The 18,545-nt window shown below is 65.0% G+C and carries 15 protein-coding genes and 1 pseudogene; 2 read left to right on the top strand and 14 right to left on the bottom strand.

What is annotated here, in order from left to right; all coding sequences use genetic code 11:
- Positions 1-80: 80 nt before the first annotated feature.
- The 12 genes and pseudogenes from ACIPYW_RS06040 to ACIPYW_RS05985 all read right to left on the bottom strand — a co-directional run bounded on the left by ACIPYW_RS06040 (position 81) and on the right by ACIPYW_RS05985 (position 13,884).
- Positions 81-1,127 carry a LacI family DNA-binding transcriptional regulator gene (locus ACIPYW_RS06040; RefSeq protein WP_400411732.1) on the bottom strand — a complete coding sequence of 349 codons (1,047 nt, stop codon included), beginning with the start codon at positions 1,125-1,127 and terminating at the stop codon, positions 81-83.
- Positions 1,128-1,235: 108 nt separating this feature from the next.
- A complete protein-coding gene (locus ACIPYW_RS06035; protein WP_400411730.1) occupies positions 1,236-2,450 on the bottom strand; it encodes an MFS transporter in 1,215 nt (404 codons plus the stop codon).
- 117 nt (positions 2,451-2,567) lie between these two features.
- A complete protein-coding gene (locus ACIPYW_RS06030; protein ID WP_400411728.1) occupies positions 2,568-3,539 on the bottom strand; it encodes an NAD-dependent epimerase/dehydratase family protein in 972 nt (323 codons plus the stop codon).
- Between the two features lie 73 nt (positions 3,540-3,612).
- On the bottom strand, positions 3,613-4,452 hold the full coding sequence (locus tag ACIPYW_RS06025) for a helix-turn-helix transcriptional regulator (RefSeq protein WP_400412522.1): 840 nt from the start codon (positions 4,450-4,452) through the stop codon (positions 3,613-3,615).
- 167 nt (positions 4,453-4,619) lie between these two features.
- Positions 4,620-4,966, bottom strand: a pseudogene (locus ACIPYW_RS06020) (MMPL family transporter); the annotation flags it as partial.
- Positions 4,967-5,015: 49 nt separating this feature from the next.
- Positions 5,016-5,954 carry a zinc-binding alcohol dehydrogenase family protein gene (locus ACIPYW_RS06015; protein WP_400411726.1) on the bottom strand — a complete coding sequence of 313 codons (939 nt, stop codon included), beginning with the start codon at positions 5,952-5,954 and terminating at the stop codon, positions 5,016-5,018.
- A gap of 413 nt (positions 5,955-6,367) precedes the next feature.
- Positions 6,368-8,248: a glycoside hydrolase family 15 protein gene (locus ACIPYW_RS06010; RefSeq protein WP_400411724.1), complete on the bottom strand. Its 1,881-nt coding sequence runs from the start codon at positions 8,246-8,248 to the stop codon at positions 6,368-6,370.
- A 130-nt stretch (positions 8,249-8,378) separates the two neighbouring features.
- Positions 8,379-9,035 (bottom strand): DsbA family oxidoreductase, encoded by a 657-nt coding sequence (locus ACIPYW_RS06005; RefSeq protein WP_400411722.1) that lies wholly within the window; start codon positions 9,033-9,035, stop codon positions 8,379-8,381.
- A gap of 35 nt (positions 9,036-9,070) precedes the next feature.
- Positions 9,071-9,757, bottom strand: a complete 687-nt coding sequence (locus ACIPYW_RS06000; RefSeq protein WP_400411719.1) for an SDR family NAD(P)-dependent oxidoreductase — start codon at positions 9,755-9,757, stop codon at positions 9,071-9,073.
- 341 nt (positions 9,758-10,098) lie between these two features.
- The gene (locus ACIPYW_RS05995; protein ID WP_400411717.1) at positions 10,099-10,665 is read right to left on the bottom strand and encodes a TetR/AcrR family transcriptional regulator; all 567 of its coding nucleotides are present in this window, start codon (positions 10,663-10,665) and stop codon (positions 10,099-10,101) included.
- 50 nt (positions 10,666-10,715) lie between these two features.
- Positions 10,716-12,041 (bottom strand): pentapeptide repeat-containing protein, encoded by a 1,326-nt coding sequence (locus tag ACIPYW_RS05990; protein WP_400411715.1) that lies wholly within the window; start codon positions 12,039-12,041, stop codon positions 10,716-10,718.
- A gap of 148 nt (positions 12,042-12,189) precedes the next feature.
- Entirely contained in the window at positions 12,190-13,884 is a 1,695-nt protein-coding gene (locus ACIPYW_RS05985) for an AIPR family protein (RefSeq protein WP_400411712.1), read from the bottom strand.
- A 588-nt stretch (positions 13,885-14,472) separates the two neighbouring features.
- Between ACIPYW_RS05985 and ACIPYW_RS05980 the strand changes: the two genes are divergently transcribed.
- Positions 14,473-15,339, top strand: coding sequence for an AvrD family protein (locus ACIPYW_RS05980; protein ID WP_400411711.1), 867 nt, complete (start codon positions 14,473-14,475; stop codon positions 15,337-15,339).
- Here the strand turns inward: ACIPYW_RS05980 and ACIPYW_RS05975 are convergent.
- Complete coding sequence (locus tag ACIPYW_RS05975; RefSeq protein WP_400411708.1) at positions 15,303-15,992, bottom strand: ScbR family autoregulator-binding transcription factor; 690 nt, start codon at positions 15,990-15,992, stop codon at positions 15,303-15,305. The genes ACIPYW_RS05980 and ACIPYW_RS05975 overlap by 37 nt on opposite strands.
- A 2-nt stretch (positions 15,993-15,994) precedes the next feature.
- Between ACIPYW_RS05975 and ACIPYW_RS05970 the strand changes: the two genes are divergently transcribed.
- Positions 15,995-16,945 (top strand): NAD-dependent epimerase/dehydratase family protein, encoded by a 951-nt coding sequence (locus tag ACIPYW_RS05970; protein WP_400411705.1) that lies wholly within the window; start codon positions 15,995-15,997, stop codon positions 16,943-16,945.
- A 59-nt stretch (positions 16,946-17,004) separates the two neighbouring features.
- Here the strand turns inward: ACIPYW_RS05970 and ACIPYW_RS05965 are convergent, their stop codons facing one another.
- Positions 17,005-18,519 (bottom strand): ABC transporter substrate-binding protein, encoded by a 1,515-nt coding sequence (locus tag ACIPYW_RS05965; protein WP_400411703.1) that lies wholly within the window; start codon positions 18,517-18,519, stop codon positions 17,005-17,007.
- Positions 18,520-18,545 lie beyond the last annotated feature (26 nt).

Here is an 18,545-nt window from a genome sequence, read left to right as displayed (position 1 = left end):
AGGGGGATGGCAGTCAGCCGCGCACGGCATGAGGGGCGTCGATCAGAAAATCGGCGCCCCTCATGCCGTGCCTGCACGCGTTAGCTTCGCGCACCGGTTGAGGCGCGCACGACCAGCCGTGTCCGAGTCGGAATGCGACGCGCGGGCCGTGTTGATCCCTCGACACGCTCGAGCACAGAGGCGAGCGCCGCGTCCACGGATGCGTCAACGTCCTGATGGACGGAGGTGAGCTGTTGGTAGGACAGCGCCGCCAGGTAGCTGTCATCGAAGCCGATCAGCGACATCTCATCCGGAACCGCCACCTGGTGCTGATTGAAGATCGCGAGTGCGCCGGTTGCGCACTGGTCACCGCAGCAGATGATGGCGGTGGGCCGGGCGTCGCGGTCCAGTTCCACGATGCGCCGGGCGGCGTCGGCGCCACCCTCTTCGGAGAAGTCGCTACCGAAGACCCGAACCGTGTCCGCCAGACCGGCTGCCTGCATAGCCGCCTCATACGCTGCCTGCCGGTCGTGACCGACACGGCCGCCCGCGCCGCCGACATAGGCGATCGCGCAGTGCCCGTGACCGACCAGGTGCTGCACTGCTTGGTTGAGCCCGGCGGTCTCGTCGACGTGGATGTTGTCGACGGTCGCATCGTCGATCCACTCGCCGATGAGCGAGACAGGAATGCGGCCGAGGGCCTCGTCGAGGACGGCGGAATCGCGCTCGGGGTTGAAGATGATTGCGCCTTCGACGCGCTCTTCGAGCAGCTGTGCGAGGACGGTGTCCATGGATCGCTCAGCAGTCATCGGCCCGGGAACGACGCCGAAGCCGTGCTCGGCGGCACGGTCGAACAACCGCTCGACGAATCGGACCTGGAACGGGTTGCGCATAGAGAAGACGACGCCGAGCAGGTTGGTGCGGTTCCGTGTGAGGAGCCGAGCGCTGGAGTTCGGGCGGTAGCCGAGGTCACGCGCCGTCTTGAGGATCCGTTGGCGCGATTGTGAGCTGGGACCTTCGACGCCGCGGAGCACCATCGACACGAGCTGGCGCGAGACTCCGAGCTGAGCGGCGATGTCTCGCATGGTCGGTGCTGGTAGGAGACCGTTGCCGTCGGTCCGGTCATGCTCCTTGGCCTGGTCACTCACTCGCCCAGTTTGGCACGGGGTTATTCCGTGCTGGCGTGCACGTCGAGCTGGATGCTTCCCCGGTCATCGAGGAGGCATCCAACTCGGCATGTCGTCGTGAACGCGCCGTTAGTGGGCGGGCGCCGCCGCAACTTCTTCCTGCTCGTCGGCGTGCCCGCGGGGAAGCTGCGGTCGGCGTCGCTCCATCATGCCAAGGATCGCGAGGACTACCACGGTGATGAGGGCGAAGGTGATACCGACCGTGACCGGGCCTTCCAGTTCCAGCGGCGATTCCAGGAACACGCCGGCAAGTCCGGACCCGCTCGCGATGCCGACGTTGAACGCCGAGGTGCTAAGTGCCGGGGCGAGGTTTGGCGCACCCTTGCCGTAGGTCACGGACAGGGAGATCGTGATCGGGTTCACTGCGAAGCCGGTCAGTGCGGCCAGGGAGATCAGGACGACTGCCGGTACTGCGAAGCCGGAGAAGATGGCCAGCAGCGCTAGCAGCGCCGTGGTGAGGCTTGCGGCGATCAGTGTGGTGCGGAACGGGTGCGCGTCGCCGAGGCGGCCACCGATAGTGACTCCGATGAGGGATCCCGCGCCGAAGGTGATGAGCACGAGCGGCATGAGCTGTTCGGGTACTCCTGACCGCTCCGTCAGGAGCGGAGTGACGAAGGTGTAAGTGCTCAGAACGCCGCCCATGATGCCGGCGCTTCCGGCCATTGCGAGCCACATGCGTCCGGATCGCAGTCCCGCGAACTCGGCGCGCAGCGACGACGACTTCGCGTCGGCGTGTTCGGCAGGCACCTGGCGGGCGATCACCAACGTCGCCAGGGCTGACAGGACTGCAAGGGCCCAAAACGGGCCGCGCCAACCGAGGGCTTGTCCGACGAATGCTCCAATCGGGACTCCGGCCACATTGGCGAGGGTGCCGCCTGCGACGACCATGCCGACGGCGCGGGCGCCGGCTCCGGATCCGGCGGCTCGGGTTGCGACGATCATCGACACAGACCAGAACGCGCCGGTGGCGACCGCGGTGAGGAATCGGGCGATGAGGACGATGGTGAAGACGGATGTTATCGCGATGACGAGGTGTCCGGCGGCGAAGACGAGAAGCGCGAGGATGAGCGTCAGCCGGCTGGGGAGCTTTCGGGTGAGGATCGCCATGACGGGCGCACCGACGATCATGCCAACCGCGAAGGTGGTGACCAGGAGTCCGGCACGGGCGGGAGTGACGTGCAGGTCGGAGGCGATCTCAGGGAGGATGCCAGCGACAACGAACTCCGTTGTGCCCATAAGGAACGTGCCCATCGCGAGCACGTAGGCGACGAAGGGAAGTTTCACGCGCTCTCGCGTGGCTGGGGCCGACATATCGGTTGACCTTTCGGGGTGAGAAGACTGTTTGAGGCAGAACGAAAGAGGGTGAGGAGCGTTGCGCTCCTCACCCGCTTCGGTGTTGTGTCAGACCGTCAGAGGACGGTCGACGCTCACCTCGCCGTTGTCGATGAGCCACCGGACCGAGTCGAGGACGGTCTCACCGGCGGTGTACTGGGGTGAGTAGCCGAGGAGGCGGTTCGCCTTCTCGATGCTGAATGCGTGGCTGCGAACGAGGTGCTGCCAGCTCAGGTCAGCGTCGCGTTCCGAGAGCGGTGCACGGAACGCCTCCCAGCTGACATGCTCCAGCTGCGGTTCGAGTCCAAACCAGGACGCACCGAGCGTCGCGTATCCACGGACGGTGAGGGCGTCGGCGGCGGTGACGAAGAAGTCCTCCCCGGCAGCGGCGGCGCGGTTCTCGACTGCCAGCTCGAACGCCTGGGCGACGTCGTCCGCGTGCACGTGCGCCATGCTCTCCGCGCCAAGCCCAGGCACGGGAAGCGCCGCGCCCGACGACAGAGCTGCCCACACGTTCTTGTCCAGGTTGCCGGTAGGTCCGATAGGGATCCAGCCGGGTCCGCTGATGTGGCCAGGGTGCAGGGACGTGGTGGTCAGTTCGCCGCGGCTGTTTTCTTCCTTCAGCATCTCGACGATGGCTTGCTTCTCGATGCCGTACTCACCAAACGGTGCCGAGTGGTTGGCTTCGGTGATAGGCAGGACGTGGCTGACCCCGGCTCGCCAGATGGACCCACAGTTGATGAGGTGCTGCACCTTGCCGCGGATCCCGTCGACGAGCTTGTTCGCGGAATCCAGAGTGAAGCAGACCAGGTCGATGACCACGTCAGCGTTGAGGCCGGCGACGCGCTCGGCGAACGTGCCGTCGCGGTCTTCCTGCTCCCGGTCGGCGGCAACCTGCTGCACCTGCTGCCATTCGGGCGAATCCGAGTACGGCACTCGGCTGCCGCGGCTGATGTTGATGACCTCATGGCCGCCTCGGACAAGGCGGGGGATGAGGAAGGTGCCGATATGGCCGCTTCCGCCGATGACGAGGATGCGCATGGTGCTCCTTAGGTCGTTGTAGGCGCACCGTTCTCGGTGCGAGTGAGCTACGTCTTGGTCGTCGCGTGGAGGTCTACGCGGTGGGTTCGCTGGGTTCTGGCTGCTGGGCCTGGGCGGCTGCCCAGCTCGACAAGATGGCGAGCTTTTCTGCGGTCTCGGTGCCGGCCGGTGCGCTGTAGGTCACCATCTTCAGTCCGGGCTCACCGGGGGTCTCGAAGACGTCGAAGGTCACCTCGAGTACACCGATGTCTGGGTGCCGGAAGGACTTCACGCCAGTCCGGTGCTCATGCACATTGCTCAGCGCCCAGTCCCGCCGGAACGATTCGTTGGCGTGCAGTTCTTCGATGAGAGCTGCCAGGTCGCGGTCCTGCGGGTGCCGTCCCAGCTCGAAGCGCAGGATTGCCGCGGTGGTGCGGCGTGACCATTCCCAGTCGACGAAGAATTGCTGGGAGCGGGGATCCAGGTAGTTGAAGCGGGCGAAGTTCGGTTGGGGGTCCACGGCGAACATCGGCGCGTAGAGCGTTCTGGCGAGCAGGTTGGACGCGACGATGGTCTGATCAGGCGTCTGCACGATGGCGGGCACGATCATTGAGTCGAGCATGCGTTGCACAGATGCGCGGACCGTGGGGGCGGGACGCTTCGCGGAACGCGTTGTTGGTGAAGCCGTCGCTGCCCGCGCGAGATCGAACAGGTATTCGCGTTCAACGTCGCTGAGTCGCAGGGCGGTCGCGACGGCGTTCAGCACCGACTCGGACACGCCTCCGATGTTGCCTTTCTCGAGCCGGGTGTAGTACTCGGCGCTCACGCCTGCGAGGGTTGCGACTTCTTCTCGGCGCAGGCCTGGTACTCGTCGGTCGCTGTGCACGTTGGGCAGTCCCGCTTGCTCGGGAGTCACGGCAGCGCGACGGGACATCAAGAAGTGTCTGACGTCTTCCTTCGTGCTCATGACTACGACAGTACGTCCGAGCCAGAGGCGGTGGCAGTCCCGGCCCGAACCCCCCAGCTCGGCCCGAATCCGAGCTGGGGGGAGCCTCGTCCCTCGTGCGCCGAAAATAGCTCAACGCAGCGCGGAGAACATGTTCAGCTGCGCGTGCGTTCCACGCCGATGCTCTTTGGCTCGTATCGGCTGATCGCACGCTGCAGCTTCGCGCTTTCGACGTCAACGTCGACGTCCGGCAGGATCCGGTCAAGCCACTTCGGGATCCACCAGGCGCTCTTCCCAAGCAGGTGCATCACCGCCGGGATGAGGAGCATCCGGACCACGAAGGCGTCGATCAGCACGCCGAACGCGAGCCGAAGCCGATCGGCTTGATCGTGGAGGAGTCCGAGAAGATCAAACCCGCGAACACCGAGATCATGATGATCGCCGCGGCCGTCACCACCGCGCGGCCGTCGTTCAGGCCTCGCTGGACCGCGACCTTCGTGCTGGCGTCGTCGGCGCTACGTGCAGTTGATGCATGCACTCAGCGCACCTTGTCAGGGAAGGAGGACGATCTTGCCGCGAACCAGCCCGGACTCGCCGAGGGTGTGCGCGGCAGCTGCGTCCCCCAGCGGGAAGCGGGCGGCGATCTCGATATCGAACTCGCCCGCCGCGGCGAGGCGCGCGGCCTCGCCAATACCGTCGCGGCGGAGCTGCAGCTCCTCGTTTGTGAGCGGTTGCGGGCTCCCGCCGCTCCACGCGCGAATACCGAAGGTGCTTGCGTCTGCGCCGCGCACGATCGTTCCGATCCGACTCCGGTCGGCGACAAGCTCGAGTGAGGCTTCGATGGCTTCGTCGGAGCCAGCTGCGTCAAGCGCAGCTGTGACGACCCCGGCAGTGGTTCGCAACCGAGCGGTGAGGCCGTCGCCGTAGGCAACGGGGATTGCGCCGAGTTCGGTGAGGCGTTCGTGATTCTGTGGGCTGGCGGTCGCGATGACAGTTGCTCCCGCTCGTCGGGCGAACTGGATGGCCGCCTGTCCGACGGCGCCAGCTCCTCCGTGGACGAGGAGGACGTCGCCGGCGCTGACCCGGAGCGATCGCACCGCTTGGTATGCGGTTCCAGCGGGGACCCCGATCGCCGCGGCTTCATCGAAGGATAGGGGCGTCGGAATTGGTAGGAGATGATCCTCGCTGGTGACGACGTTCGATGAGTAGGCGTCGACGATGTCGGCGAGGATCACGTTGTCGCCCTCTTGCCAGGCGGTTACGTCGGCGCCGACCGCCTCGATGGTGCCTGCGGCGTCGAAGCCGATCGTGCGGTCGGTGCCGGCCCCGGGGCCGAACGCACCGGAGCGGATTTTCCAATCCACCGGATTGACGCCCGCGGCGCGGACGGCGACTCGAACTTCCCGAGCGCCGGGCTGCGTCGGGATGTAATCAATCAGTCGAAGCTCGTCGGCTCCACCGACTTTGTCGTAGACGACCTTCTGAGCCACAGTGATCTCCGTCTGTCTGACCTGCCACGGGTCGGCGATAAGGGGTAAGAGCTACCTGGCTGGCGCTGTTTGGTACGTCAGGACGTTGGCAGCGCCAGCCAGACTGTCGTCGTACGCTGCCAGACTCTTGCTGGCAAGACCATTCGCATGACGGCAGTGCACGATTCCGGGCTTGCCCAGGACCGACCTCAGTAGGCGGCGAGGATCACATGGGACCTGAGCCGGCTGCTGTCGAGGCTCTGCCACTCAAGCGTCGTCGGATTCGTTTGGGGAGGTTGAGATGCGGACCCCCACCTCGTGGCAGTCTGTGCGGTCGACGAAGGAACGACGGCGAGTTCAAGTCTGGGCCGGACTGAAAGGTCGGCCGGCTCGTCGGGGTAGTGCCGACCCGACGAACGGTGTGGAAATGCTCCTCACCCGAGCGCGCGATCGAGGTTCACCGCGGCGCTGATCAATGAGAAGTGGGTGAACGCCTGCGGGAAGTTGCCCAGCTGGGAACCGTCGAGGCCGATCTCCTCGGCGAACAGGCCTACAGGGTTGGAGTAGGTGAACATCTTCTCCAGCGCCAGCTTTGCTTCGTCGAGCTGCCCGATTCGGGTGAGTGCTTCGACGTACCAGAACGAGCACATCGAGAAGGTGCCCTCCTCCCCATCGAGACCATCGGGCGAGTCGGCCACGTTGTACCGGAACACCAGAGTGTCGGTGACGAGATGCTTCTGCACAGCCTTGAGGGTGCTTGCGAAGCGCGGGTCAGCGGGCGAGAGGAACTTGACGGCGGGCATCAGCAGCAAAGAGGCGTCCAAAGTGGTACCGCCGAACGCCTGTGTGTACGCCTGCAGGTCTTGGTTCCAACCACCCGTGTGGACGGACTCGGCGATCGCGTCGCGGGTCCTGGCCCAACTCGTCAGGTCGCCGGGAAGGCCGCGCCGACGGGCCATGCGGATCATGCGTTCGAACGCGACCCAGCTCATCATCTGCGAGTAGGTGTGCTGGTGGCGTCCCGCTCGGGTTTCCCAGATCCCTTCGTCGGGGTCACTCCAGTGATCTGCAAGCCAGTCGACGACGGCTCGGAGGCGGTTCCAGTCGTCGTAGCCGATGCCGTCGCCGTGCTTGTCGTACAGGTACACGGAGTCGATGAATTCCCCGTAGACGTCGAGCTGGAGCTGTTCCGCGGCGTCGTTTCGCACACGCACTGGTCGGCTCTCGTCGTGACCTGCCCAGTGGTCGAGTTCGTACTCGCCGGCGGCGCTCCCGCCGTCGATGTCGTACATCGAGCGCAACGGGCCCAGATCTCCGTCGAGGCCGTCGTCGATGCGGTGCATCAGCCACTTCACGAACGCGCCCGCTTCGTCCGCGAAGCCGAGGCGCAGCAACGCGTACATCGAGAAGGCGGCGTCGCGGACCCACACGTGGCGGTAGTCCCAGTTGCGTTCCCCGCCAGGAACTTCTGGCAGCGAGGTCGTTGGCGCTGCGATGACGGCGCCGGTGGGTTCGTGGGTCAGTAGTTTCAGTGCAAGAGCCGATCGGTGGACGATCTCTCGCCATCGGCCGCGGTAGTTCGACTGGCGAAGCCACTGTTGCCAGAAGTCGACGGTGGCTGCGAGAAGGGCAGCGGCGTCCACCGTGTCGCCGGTGCGGACGTCTTCGCGTTGGCCGATGGCGAGGGTGAGTCCGACTTCGTCGCCTTCGTGGATGTTGAAGGTCGTGAAGATGCCGTCTGGTCGCACGTCAGCGAGGGAGGCGGTGCTGTGCAGGACCAGGTGCCAGTCTCCGCCTGTGATCAGCGCGCCCATCCCGGCGCGCTCGACGTGTGTGCGGGTTTGGCCGTAATCCAGACGCGGCACGAGCGCGACCTGCATCGGTAGTTGCCCGCGGATGCCGACGATCTGCCGGACGATGCGCTGGCGGTGGTCGGGGTCGTTGGCGCGGAGCACTGGCATTGCGTCACGCACTTCGACGACGCCGCCCGCGGTTGAGAAGCGGGTGACGAGCACGTTGGTGTCTGGGAGGTAGAACTGTCGGGTCTTGACTTCTGGGTCGCTTGCGGTGATCGACCAGTGTCCGCCGTTGTCAGTGTCGAGGATGGCGCCGAAGACGCTGCCGTGGTCAAACCGCTCAGGGCAGAACCAGTCAATGGTGCCGTTGCTGCTGACCAGTGCCGCGGAGCGCATATCGCCGATGAGCGCGTGGTCGCTGATGGGTTGGTGGAGAGCCGCCGGCGAGGCGTCAGGTGCTGAAGACAGGAGTGGGCTTTCGTCGGAGGGGCGTGGGCGCTGGCACGTGCCGAGCTGCACTTCCGACGGTACGTACGAATTGTGATGGCTGAGGGGCCACGGTGTGACCCCCCATCGTCCTGACCGCGGGGCAGCCCACTGCCTCTTCCCGCGTCTACCGGGCGGGAAGAGGCAATGGTGCCGGGGCTAGCTATACAGCAGGGTCAGGGACGTGTTCCTCGGCCTCCCACACCTGGTTCAGTACGTCGACGAAGGCCGACACCTTCTGACCACCGGAGAGCGCGTACTTGCCGTCGATGAGGAAGAACGGCACGCCGCTGATTCCCAGCTCGTGAGCCCTGGCTTCGTCGGCGGTGACCGCCTCCCGGTAGCGGCCGCTTTGGAGGGCGGCGCGTACTTCTTCTGCGTCAAGTCCCACCGTGACCGCGACGCTGACGAGCCCTTCCTCGGTGAACAGGGTGCCGTCGGCGCTGAACAGGGTGCGGTACAGCGTCTGCATCATCTGATGCCCGAGTCCGTGCTCATCAGCAAGGTGCACGAGTTCATGCGCGCGCCGGGTGTTACCGAAGTCCCGCTCGATGCTGAAGGGAAGCCCTTCTTGCTGCGCGACCTGCTGCAGCCGGCCCTCTTGCGTTCGTGCCTGCTCCCGGGTGGTCCCGTAGCGCTGAACGAACATGTCAAGTACCGGCATGGTGTCGTCGAGCGGGTATCCCGGGTGCAGCTCGAACGAGCGATGCACAAGTTGCACGTTGTCGCGGTGGGGGAACTGCCGAAGGGCTTCATCCAAACGGAAGGACCCGATGTAGCACCATGGGCAGGCGATGTCGCTCCAGATTTCAATTTGCATGAAGGACCTCCGGGGAGTGAGTAGTGGGGATGAGGTCAGGGGGCTGTGACATCGACGGTGTAGACACGTTCGGCACCGTCTCGCCTCTGGTACGCGTCCCAATAGGTCTTCGCGATGGTGTCCGCGGCGGTCTCGGCGGAGCCCGAGTTGATGTACACGCCGATGGCAATGTGTTCGGCGTGAATGCCGTGCTCGCGAAGTGGATTGTGCAGGTTGATCACCCAGTTCCGCAGGGCGGCGGAGGCGGCGTTGATGTTGCCCATCATGGGAATGGGTGTCACAGACCCTGCACCGGAGGTGAACAACAACGTTCCGGAGCGCCGTTCCAGCATCCCCGGCAACACCGCACGGGCCGCGGTGATGCCAGCGTTGAGGTAGTAGTCAAGCTGCGGACGCATCGTCTCGACGGTCACATCCATCACGTCGACCATGCCAAGACCGTCAGCGGCGGCGGCGCCGGGAGCGGGTGAGAACTCGAGGACATCGATCCCGCCGAAGCGTTCCGAGGCGAGCTGCAGCGCTTCGTCGAGTGTGTCTCGCTGCATGATGTCGGCGGCGAACCCCGCTGCCTCGATTCCTGCAGCGCCGAGTTCCTCCACCAGCTGGTCGAGCTTGTTCTGCGTGCGAGCGATCAGCGCGACGTTGAAGCCGTGGAATCCGAACTCTCGAGCGATGGACATGCCGAGACCTGGGCCGGCTCCGACGATGGCGATGGTGGACACGATGCACTCCCTTGACAAGTGGGCACACATGCCCACTTTGGGTAGCATACACGAAGCGGGCATATGCGCCCACTTTCCGAGTCGAGAGGGCTAGACATGGCTTCAACGCAGGACACACCCCCGGAAGCACTCACGACACCCATGGTCGTTATGGGCGACGGGCAAGCCGATGGCTACTGCGATCCCGTGACCGGCGCATGCGTCTGGACGCGCCCGACGACCGAAGAATCAGGTGCAGGTCCGTCAGAGGGGCCTCAGACGGACGTCGGTTTCTGCTGAGAGCGCTCACGGTGGGTGCGTTCGCCCAAGTCACGTGATCTCGCTTCTCGGGGCGCCTACACTCACCGTCGGCAGGCGTCGATGAGGAGGTCCTGCATGCGTGCGATGTCGGCATTGTGCTGTGCGTGCGCGATGACTCCGTCGTGTGCGAGGAGCATAAGCTCAACGTCCTTCACCGAGAGATCGTCGCGGATCGTATGCGCGTCGCGGGCGCGCCCGAGAAGTTCTCCCAGTCGTTCTTGAGCGCGCTGCCGCGCTTGTTCGGCGACTCCACCGTCGACCATCGGTCGGAGAAGGGCGGTGCTGAACGATCGGTCTTCCTGCTGGTTACGAAACAGTGACCGTAGATATGCTTCGAGTGCCGCCCACGGGTCGGCCTCCGCTCGAGCGATGTAGTCGGTCAGCATCTCGGCACAGGCTCCGATGCGCTCTTCGAACACCAGCGCGAGAAGACTGTCTCGAGTGGGGAAGCGACGGTAGAGCGTCGCCGTGCCCACGCCAGCACGGCGGGCGATCTCAACAATCGGTGCGTCCGGGCCGAGCTGAGCGAACGCGGACCGTGCTGCCTCGGCAACCCGCTTCCGGTTCCGCTCAGCGTCTGCGCGAAGTCCCTCCGCCTGCTCCACCACGTCTATATCGTACAAGCGGACTGTTCCACCGACTGCCGCCTCCTAAGGCGCTAACGCGATTCGTGACTTGACGGTGGTTGCACTGGGAGGACGCTCCAGAACAAGAACCGTTGGAGGACTACGAAGGGGTAGCTCTCTTCGGTCGTCGGGCGGAACGGCAGAACGCCGACCAAGATGTCCGTTCCAGGAGGCGCTGAAGGTGACGTTGCTCCGCGGGCTCGAATCGGGACAGCTGCCCGGGCCCCGCGGAAGAGCGGCTCCTCCACGAATACGGCGTCAGAGAAGTCCGTCATGCCGTGTAGATCGGCACGCCGGAATGACGTGGTCTGCATGAACTGTGTTTTCAGCGCGTACAGATCGTGGCCGAATACGCAGCGCCTGAACTTGGCGGCACCGTCAAATGTGACGTGCGACAGGCCGGCGAAGCCGAAGAACCGGGTGGAGTCGAAGTTTGCTCCGCCCTTCACGGTCGCTCCGTTGAAGACGAATCGCTTCGCGAATCCGCAGTGGCTGAGGTTGAGGCCGTTCTGGAACCGGGCCCGCCGGAAGCTTGCGTCGGCAGCGAAGCTCGCACTATGGAAGTGACCAGGCCCGCGGAACACTGCGCCTGCGAACGATGCTTCCGCCCGGAACTCGGCACCCTCGAAGCTTTGGGTCTCGAGAAACACCGCTTCATCGAAGTGGGTGAGGCCGTCGAAGACTGCCCCGCTAAAGTCTGCATCGACGAGTTGCGCTCCCCGCAGGTCGACGCTGACACCGGTCCACCGGGACCGTTCGTTCCCGCGCTGTAGGTGGCCGGCGATCAAGCGCTGGATGCTGTCGCGGACTTGCCGATCGCCCTCGTCCGCGATGGTCGTTGGGACGGGGGCGCCGCTGCTCGCGTCACCGACGGTCCCGGGTCGTGTTCGTGGTGGCATCCGCAGGTAGGCGCACAGCACGTCGACGCATGATTGGCGAAGCTCGATATCGTCTGTGTCTGTCGCCAGCGACCCCAAGGCAAACACGCCGGAGAGCCGCACCGCGGCCGCATCGTGTCCGAGATGTTCGGCCGCGTCGCCGTACCGCGCCCGGAACTCGCGTTCTCGCTCGAATCCTCGCTGCAGGGACTCACCAGCTTGCCGCTCGAGGTCGAGGTCGTGTTGCCGCTCGCGGACGCGTTGCCCCCTGTATGCGAGGACGGCTCCGCCGGCGCCGGCGAGGATGCCGGTACCCGCTACGGCCGATCTGGTGAGGTCGTAAATATCGGACGAGGTCAGGCCGCTCTTCCCGACTGGTATCAGCCGGGAGAACAGCGTGAAGATGACGACGCCCAGTATCGCGGTGCCGAGGATCGTGAGTACGACCCACAGCCAGAGGAGCCCGCCGGTCCTCCGCACCTGTCCCCCAATCACATCGACCCGATGTGACCGAGGAATGGGTCGAAGGTTGGTCGCGCGAGCTGTGGGACGTTTACGCTGCGGTAGCGCACGCAGTCGATCAGCGGTCGAGGCGAACGGCGACCGCCCGTCGACTGGTCAGTCGGGGTCACGTGGCCAGCGCCGTGAAGAACGCGCTCTTCAGGGCCTTGCCCTTGAAGACTTGATCTCTCGTCGACGTAGGGTGTGCCTCCTGGTGCGCGTCGTAGACATCTTTCAAGGTGCTCAAGGTCGCCGCGAGTCGCACGGTGTCCGCCGTGTCGGGCATCCGATGGTAGTTCTTATCCCACTTGATCTTGTCTGGCGAGTACGCCTTCAACGTGCGCATCACGTAGCCGACGGCGACGTAGAACCGTGCGTTGGTGAAGTCGTCGAAGATCGCCTTCGCCTCATCTGTCCGCAGGTAGGCGTCAACCTGCGCCATCACCCTCACGCTCGAGAGGTACGTCTCACGGTCCACGCCGTCGCCGAAGATCGTTTGGTACAACTTGTCGTTACTCAGCACGCTCTGCGGCCGCGCCCGTGCGTCATCGGGGCGCGCCAAGGCGATCGCGATCATATATTGCGACAGATCGGCCATTGCCACGATTCGGCTACCGGGCGTGCCGGTGCCGCGGTACTGGTGCTTCCGCCGCTCGTAGTACCACCCCTGCGTCTTGAAGTACGCCTCGATATCGCGGTGCTGCTTCTCGGTCGCATGGAGCTGGTTCGGCTGAATGCTGTTTTGCCGGTTCGTGGACGCGATCACACCGTCGCGAACGTTCTCGTCGGAGGAGGTGATGATGCGCACAAGCAACCCATCGCTGAGTCGCTCCTCAGGCACATCGCCGTCCCGCTGCGCCTCATGCAACACGTTGGAGGTCTGTAGTCCGTTGACGACAAGCGGATTCGTCAACGACACCGACAGCGGCGGCGCATCCTGCGCCGCGTCACACAGCACCGTCACCCCGTTGTTCAGCCACCAGAACGTCGGCCCCTCCGCGCTCGTCAGGGTAGTTCGAATCGCGGCGTTCACCTGAACCTTCGAGCCCGCGAAGTCTCGAACGTTCGAGTCGAAGATGTTCGGTCGCAGCTCCTGCCCGTCCTCCTGACGGATGAAATCGAGGTAGTCCCCGAGGGTCACCAACCCGACGAACGACAGGTTGTCCCGGATGAAAGGTCCGTTGAAACGCAGCGTCGAGGTCGTCGCCGGCGTCGTAGCGATGATCTCGCACATCTTGCGGGCACCGAGGAGCCGAACCTCGACCGTCGCATTCGCCGGGAGTAACGCCTTGACCGCAGCCTCGAGGGCCTTGCGCTTCCCCTCAGCGTCGTGATTATCGACGAGGTGCTCATCCGGACCGTTCGTGACGTAGTCGATGTGGAACCGGAAGCGCGCAAACTTGGTGAGCGTGTTCTCGTACAGGCGGCGGAAGATCCCAGTCCGCTCGATGATTGAGCTGTTCAGAGTCAGCTCCAACGCTTTCTCTTCTGCATGAAAGGGCAACGTCTTCTCCAGCGTGTCTCGCAGGCGGGTCAACGGATCGCTCTGCCACGCCCCCGTCCACTTCGACTGAATGACGACGACGTCAACTGTCGCGTTCTGCGGCAGCGACTGCAGCGCCTTCTTGTCCCCTAGCACCAAGGGGCTGTCGATATCGAGCACCTCCGACTCGTTGATCACGACATAGAAGCCATCAACGCCACCATCGTGGCTGCCGCCGATGACCCCCTTCTTGACTTCACCCGCGCTCAACCCGAACTGCTTGGTCAGCTCCTGCCCGCAGAAGTGCTCGAACGCCTCGCCGAGGGGCGCATCGGCCATTTCCTGCGCACGGTACGCGTCGAACGCGCTGGTCAGGACCGCTTGGTCCGGAGTCGGGGACTGGGGCACTGCACGCTCCACTTCGAGACGATCTCACGGGCCCGCTCACGTGACGGGACTCACTCCTGAGCGTACTGTAAGTCGGTCGATCGACCAGCTCCTGGCACCTGAGCACTGTCGGTAGAGCCAAAGTCGAAGGGCCCATCCCCATTGGAGACAGCTCGGGCTGTCACGGCCGAGCAGGACAGCGGCGGTGCCGAGGACAAGTTGGGTGGGCAGGATCGGCGCCGAGTGGTTCCCTGCGGCACCAGCTCCTCAGCGGTCGAGTGCCGCGGGTGACTACCCAGTCGCGTGACGAGAGGGCGTCGATAGCCGACGGGTCGCGATCGTTGACGTGCTGGCCCGATCGGCGCGCGAGGGCCACGTTGGCGTCAGTGATCCGCACGCCGGTTCTCCTCCCGAGGAGGGCGCCGCCCCTGCCGGACCAACTCGCAAGTCCCATTGCTGGGTGTTTGCCCAGTTTCGGACCTGACCTAGTTTTTGGGTGGTCGACCAACTCACTGGTCGTGATTTCGAAAGGGGTTCGAAATGTCCATGCTTTCCTCGCCTAAGCCGGAAGCTGCCGCATCAGACGTCGGCTTCGATGCGCACCTCGGTGCCGCGCACGGCCGATTTCTCGGTGACGGGCACCGCCGTGTCCGCCTCGAGCTGATGGACTTGGTCGCGACCGATGACGCCACCGCGGAAGGCGTCGCTCGGGTGGCGTACCCCCGGGACTGGTCGCTGAAGGCCGGCGTCGCACGCGAAGCTCACCTGAGTACCGCGGACGCGATTCGCGTCGCCGGCGCAGTCCGGTCCGCCCTCGTTGCCAGTCCGATGACTTGGTTGGGGGAGTACGGGTACGAGCGTTCCCTCGGTGTTCGCGCGGGTGCCCGGCCGTTCACGGAGCTGGACGCGGTGCCGGTGCGCACGCGGGTAGATCGCACCGGCCCCGACACCGTACGCCTCAGTCACAGCGTCGGGTCGTTGAAAGTGGAGTCCGAGTGGACGCGGTCGAAGCCTCCCACATTTGCCGACGACGGCTGGCGGGCCGGGAACGCTACCGGAGTCCGTTTGCTGACCGATTCCCGAGTCAGCTGCACCTACGAGCGGAAAAGTTCAACGCTGTCGTCAGTGTCCTTCTTGGAGGTGATGATGCTCACGGCGCAGATGTCTCAGGTCGCGCTCTACCAGGGTGACGCCGACCGGCGCGCGCAGAGCGGCAACATGTGGATGCGACGAGCAGGGTTCCTGCGTCACACACCGACGCCCCAGCGCCTCGCGGGAGTCGACCTGAATGTCGTGAACCGTCGCGAACTGATCGTTGGTGGCCGAACTGTCCAAACTGCGGACGTCGTCGCGGAAGACGTGTTCGGCGTTCAGGTCACCGCGTCGCTCGCGACCGGGACCTCATGAAGCGCCGGGCTTCCAAATGTGTCGTTGACGACGGTGCGGAGCCGATTCCTGTTCTCCGGTGTCACGAGCGCATCGACGAGCACCGACCACATCGTGTCCAGGGCGTTCATCAGGTCGGTTCGACCAGTGCGGACGTTCGAGACCAGTTGCACGCCGGTGAAGTACGCCACGACGTTCGCTCCGAGACGTTCCGGCGTGATGGAGTCGGAAATCTCACCGACGTCGCGAGCGGCCGCGAACGCATCGACGACGCCTTGAATCCACTGGTCGTAGAACTCGGAGGTGGGTTCGGCGAACACGCCCTGCTCGAGGGACAACCGGATTCCGGCGCGAACGACAGCGTCGGTCAGCAGCAGTTCCCCGATTCCCCGCGAGGCTCGGACGAGCGTGGAGAACGGCGAAACGGGGTCGGCGTGCCGACCCATCACCGCGAAAGTGCGCTCGTTCTGCTCTTGGATGACGGCAAGCGCCATCGCTTCCTTGGTTCGGAAGTAGAAGTAGAGCAAACCCTGCCCGAGACCCGCCTCCGTGGCGATCTGCGACAGGCTCGCGGACCCGTAGCCGACACGATCAAAGATCGACGCGGCCGACTCCAGGATCGCGGCGCGGCGCGCCAGGGACCGCTCTTGCTGCGGCGCTCGCTCATCGGGCATCCATGCATCCTTCCGCCGACCTCTGCCGGACAGCGTATCGGCAGGACGTTCCATCAAGCCGGGGCGCTGCGGTGAGGGTCCTCCTCACCGGCGCGACGGGCTTCATCGGGTCGCGGCTACTCGAAGTGCTCCTCAGCAAAGGTCACACGGTGACCTCGATCGTGCGTCGCCCAAGGGACGTTCCAGGGCACGTGGTCGTCGGCGACGTTCGCACCTGCGATCTTCGGCCGCACGTCGACGCCGCAGATTATGTTGTGCACGCCGCGTCGGTGACCATCGGCACCCCGCAAGACCTCTGGCTGGGCAACGTGCTTGCGGCCAGCCGAGTGGCCGAGGCGTCGGCAAGCAGCGGCACGAGGCTGCTGTACCTCAGTACCACCGGCGTGTATGGCCAGAGCTTCGGGCGCTTCGGCGATCCCGCATCGATGCAACGGCGGCCCAGCTCGCCGCTATCGACGGCTCGAGCGGCCGCGGAGGACAAGGTCCTCGCTGCAGGCGGCTCCGTCATCCGGCCGCATGTGGTGCATGGACCGGGCGACCGTTGGGTCGTGCCACCCTTGGCGAGATTCATGCTCGAGGAAGACGCCTGGCTCGGCGGCCCGGAGGTCGCGGTCGCGGCCATCACTGCCCAGCGTCTTGCGCACGGCATCGCCGCACTACTGACGCGTCCGGCCCTTCCGGCAGCGTTGCACGCCGCGGAACGTGTGCCGAAACCGGTAGCGGACCTCGTGGAGCCGTTCTTCCGTTCAGCCGGCAGGTCGTTGCCAGCGCGCGTCCTCACGATCGACGAAGCGGCGGCGCGGCTCGGTCCTCAGGGTGTGAGCCGCAACGCGCTGAACATGCTCGGTCGGTCGAGCAGCATCGACGCAGACGCGTTTTGGTACGACGCGGCGAGTCCGGCGATTCAGGCCGGTGGCCCCGTGGAGCCCAGCGCGGAAGAAGATCAGCTCTGAACCATCCCCTGGTCCGGATTCTGCGAAGGAGCGGGCGCCGAACGCCCGCTCCTTTGTAGCTACTTCAGCTGCAGCTGTGACAGGTCGATACGAGAGTTGCCTCCGTCGACGGGGAAGCCGATGACGTTGTGTCGCACTGCCGTGATCTCGGTTGCCGTGTAGAGCCACTCGCCGGCGGCGTCCTCGCTCACGATGCGGGCGGCGTCGCGCAGCGCCTGCTCCTTCTTCGCGTTCGACGTCGCGGCGATCGACTGGGCGTACAGCGCTTGCACCTGCGGGTTGTTGTAGCCGAAGTAGTAGTCCGGGTTGGCCCAGTTGCCGAAGTCTCGCGCCTCGACGTGGTCGACCATGGACAGTTGGAAGTCCTTCTTCTTGAACACCTGCGACAGCCACGTCGCGAAGTCCACGCGCTTGACCGTGAGGGTGATGCCCACATCCGCGAGTTGCGACTTCAACACGTCACCGATGGTTGTCGGATACACGTTGGCGTAGGTCAGGGTCAGCTTCAGGTTCTGGGCGCCGGCAGCAGAGAGCAGCTGCTTGGCGCGTGACGGGTTGTACGCGTCGATGGTCGAGAGGTCTTCGTAGCCGGGGTCGAGTTCGGGGATCGGTCCACCCTGCTCGACGCCCGTGCCGCCGATTGCCTTGATCAGCGCAGCTGGGTCGATGGCCTGACGGATGGCCGTGCGGACGCGCTTGTCCGTGAAGGGTGCCTCGGCGTTGTTGAAGGCGAGCGTGTACTTGTCTGTGGTTTTCCCGGTGTGGAGGGCGATGTCGGGGTTGCCCTCCAGCTGACTCTTGAGGGTGCCGTCGATCGGGTTGAAGACGTCCAGGTCGCCGCTAGCCATCGCGTTGACGGCGGTTGCGGGGTCGGTGATGTAGCGGAGTACGACCTTCTTGACCTTCGGTTCCGGCCCCCAGTAGGCGTCGTTGCGGGTGAACGTCAGGGAGTCGCCCTGCTTCCAGGACGCCACCTTGAATGGCCCTGTTCCGTTCGCGCTGTCGGATCGATCGTTTCGTGCCGCTTGCTCGAAGATGAGGCCGGCGCGCCCGGTGAGGTTCCACAGTAGATCGGAGTCTGGGTTGGTGAGCTTGAGGACGATCACGTCATCGGACTCCGCGGTGATGGATGACACCTTGGCGAGCTTCGGGGAGTCGATGAAGGTCTTCGTGTCCTTCGCTTGCTGCAGGGACCATGCGACGTCCGCGGCCGTCACCGGCTTCCCATCGTGGAACGCGGCGCCCTTGCGCAGCGTGAACGTGTAGGTCAGGCCGTCGCCGGAGACTTTGTGCTGGGCCGCGAGAACGTCGCGGATCTGCCCGTCCTGCGTTCGGCCGACGAGCCCCTGATAGATGTTGTCGATGAGCACCTGCTCGAGGGCCGCTCCGGATTGCGTCCGGATGTCGAGGCTGGTCGGTTCGAGTACGAGGCCGACGCGAACAGTGCCGGCGTCGCCGTTGGAGTCCGCGGCGCCGGTGCAAGCGGTGAGCAGGAGCGTAGATGCCAGCGCCACGGCTGCAGCAATGCGTGTTCGTCGCCCCGATGTCGAGGTGCGGGCGGGGAGCGAGTTCATCGGTAGCGGTTCCTTCCGAGCAGTCC

This window comes from Curtobacterium sp. NPDC089689, from assembly GCF_044749145.1.
Lineage (GTDB): Bacteria > Actinomycetota > Actinomycetes > Actinomycetales > Microbacteriaceae > Curtobacterium.
This window is presented reverse-complemented; position numbering and strand designations above follow the sequence as displayed.